The 3077-nt window shown below is 67.0% G+C and carries 1 protein-coding gene; it reads right to left on the bottom strand.

The window, feature by feature from the left end:
• Nucleotides 1-6 precede the first annotated feature (6 nt).
• Nucleotides 7-3077, bottom strand: a 3071-nt coding sequence (locus K2184_RS28855) for an ImcF-related family protein (RefSeq protein WP_439237810.1), incomplete at its 5' end; no start/stop codon positions are given.

Below are 3077 nucleotides of genomic sequence, written 5' to 3'. Positions count from 1 at the left end.
GGTTCATTATTCACTCACCTTCCCCGCGTCATATTCCTCTTCATCCGTGCGGCCGGCTGCCGGGACACCGGCGCTGAATATCTGCGCCGGCAGCCTGAAGTTGCGCAGTTTCAGCAGCGCCAGCGGACCGTCGCCCAGCTCCGTGCGCAGCAGCCACTGCAGCTGCCGCCTGTCCGGCGCGGTGACGGTCAGCCGGTACAGCCCGTCCCCCGCTTTCTGCCGCGCCATCGGCTCCAGCATCCGGATGACGCCCCACGGGCCGCTGTGGTTTGCATACAGACGGCTTCCCGCCGTCGTTGACGTCCAGGTCAGCATCGCCCCCGGTTTATTCATCACCCCCGGCCAGCGGAAGCGCTGCCAGTCGGCCAGCTGGTTAAAATAGTGCAGCGTCTGCCCGTCAAGCGTCAGCGCTGTTTCCACCACTTCCCGCATCGCCACCCCCTGCATCTCAAAGCTGATGCCCTGGCTGCCGTCGGTGAACAGGATATCGGACAGCTGGCTGAGCTGGTTCACCGCGTTCAGGAAGGCCGGGCTGAAGGTCAGCCCCTGGCTGCGGGTGCTGTCCGCCACCCAGTCGCTGCCCTCCCGGCGCAGCACCCCGCCCAGCTCCGTACTGAGAAAACGGTCAATACGTCCGGTATCGCGGCGGATAAACGCCGCCAGCATCGGCAGCGAAGCGTCGCTCTTCCCGGCCGCAAAGGGATAGCGCCCCTGAAACGCCGCATTCCAGTTCGCGACCACGGAGCGCTGCCACGCCTCGTTCAGGCTGGCCGCCGACGGCTGCAGTACCGCCTCCCGGGCCTGAGTCAGCGGCTGAACAAACATCGTCTGCCCGAAACCGCGCCACGCCTCACCGAGGCTGGCCGCCACCAGGGTGCCGTACTCCTGCGTGTCGGTCAGCTCCACGCTCCGGCCCCGGAACACCGTCTGCGCCAGCTGCTGCATCATCGCCTGCGGGTCGGCGGCGTTCGCCACCTGCTGAAGTTTCAGGCGCACGCGGGTGATGCGGGTGAGCCAGGTCTGTAAGCTGAGCGAGCTGTCGGCAGCCATCACCTTCTGCGCGCTGTTTTTGCCCGTCAGGGTCAGCAGCGGGCCGAAGGTGCTGTCCAGCGGGCCGCGAGGACCGGCTGCCTGCTGGTCAATGACCGGCTTTTTATCCTTACCCGGCAGATTTTTCGCCGTCCTCACCAGGAAATCAGAGAGAGCCTCCCCCTGCTCTCCGGTCTGCCCCTGCCAGGCCAGAGTGTTCATCAGCGCAATCAGCGGCGACTGGCGGACATCGCCGGTCAGGGTGAGCTGGTCGGTGACATCGGTAATGTTGTGCGCCGGATTCAGCCGGATGCTGTTAAGGAAGTTCAGCCACGCTCCGGCAAAATCGGTAAAGTAGCGGTTCGTCAGCCGCTGTTTCAGCGCCTCCGGGGAGACATCCGTGGACACGGTGTTACGGTTGTCGCTCAGCACCCAGTCGATTTCATCGCGCCGCGAGGCCACGGCGGCGTCGATGGCGTCCTGAATCCCGCCTTCCCACGCCTGGCGGGTGAACATTCCCGGCACCACCTCGCCCGTGCTGAACAGACGGCGGGCGTCGGTCTGCGGCGTCATGTCCTCAAGCGTCATATCGGCATAGTTGCGCCGGACGGCCGTCAGCATGTTCTCATAGAGCGTGCTTTCGGCGTTGCGCTGGCCTGCCTGCTCCAGCAGCACCCTGCGCACCTGCGCCACCAGCGCCGCATCCGGCGTGATTTTCCATGACGGCTGCGCGGGCAGGCTCTGCATGTAAAAGGTGTGCAAATCCGGCGCCATCTCCTGCCACAGCGCCGGGGACAGACCCGGACGGGACGGTTCGGCGGTTTTCATCACCTGCGCAAAAAACGCGGCGTCCGCCTTCTCCGGGTGCGCCATCATCAGGTACGCCTTCAGCTGGTCGTAGCCCCGCTTCGCCCGTTTCTCGCGCAGCGGACTGCGCGGCGGCAGGTCTGCCAGCGCGTTCAGCTGCTTTGTGAGCGCCTGCGCCGCCGCATCGCGTATCAGCCGGTTATTCGCCTGCCCGTACCACGGCATCAGGGCCGCCAGCAGCGGGGCGTTATGGTCCAGCCCGAAGCGCTGATACCAGGGCGCGCCGTGCGCCTGCTGATGCTGTAACCGTCCGATATCGTTACGCAGCGCCTGCAGCGCCATCAGCTGTTCATCATTCACCGCGGGAGAGCTCACCAGCAGCTGCGCCGCGCTGACAATATGCTGGCGGTTAACGGCGAAGGAGACCAGGCTGCCCGCCCCCCACAGGGCCATCAGCGACAGGGCGATAACCCCCGATGCGCGCTGCCAGGGCAGACCGGCCCGCACGCCCCGCGCCTGAGCGCAGTCCGCCGTCACTCCCTGCCAGACCGCCGGAGCGGACCAGCGGTGAGGATGTGGCGCCTCCCCGGCGGTCGTGTCCGGCGCCAGCGGCGGGCTGAACATCAGGCCGCGCAGCGGAACGCGCTGCAGGCGCTCCGTCAGCCAGGGCGTCAGCAGCGTACGCCAGCGGGCAATGCCGCTCCCCTCTAGCGTGCGCCCCAGGCGCAGCAGATAATCATGGGCCGGGTCGGCGCACAGCTGCTGCATTCCCCTTTCCCCCAGGGACGGCAGAATGGCGCGGAGTTGTTGCGCCACCCCCTCCGGCGTGGCGCCGGGCGGGAACAGCGCCCCCACCGTCTGGCTGATGCGGGTATCCTGCGGCCAGGCGCTGTCAGTCACCTGCCACAGGTACACCGGCGGCTGCCAGCGCAGGGCCTCTCCGACCTGCTCGAGGGTGCGAAGATGGTTATCCAGGGTAGCACTGGTCGCCTGCGCCTCATCAAGCGCCAGCACGATGCCGTCCAGCGGACGGCTGCGGCGCAGCTTGCGCAGGGCGGTCAGGCGTTCAGTATCCGGCGCCGATGACAGAGTGCCGCCGTAAATCAGCACCGTGCGGTGGCCTTCGAGCCACTGCTTTTCCGCCAGACCGGGGGCGATGGCGGCAATGTGCGCGGGTTCACCGGCCACCAGCAGCAGGCGGACTTTGTGGCGCCAGAAACGGGTATAGCGGCGGCGGAGAT

Origin of the sequence: Klebsiella sp. K5-306 (genome assembly GCF_051835185.1) — a bacterium.
Classification (GTDB): domain Bacteria; phylum Pseudomonadota; class Gammaproteobacteria; order Enterobacterales; family Enterobacteriaceae; genus Klebsiella; species Klebsiella oxytoca.
Note: the sequence above shows the minus strand (reverse complement) of the source record. Positions and strands in the feature narration are given on the sequence as shown.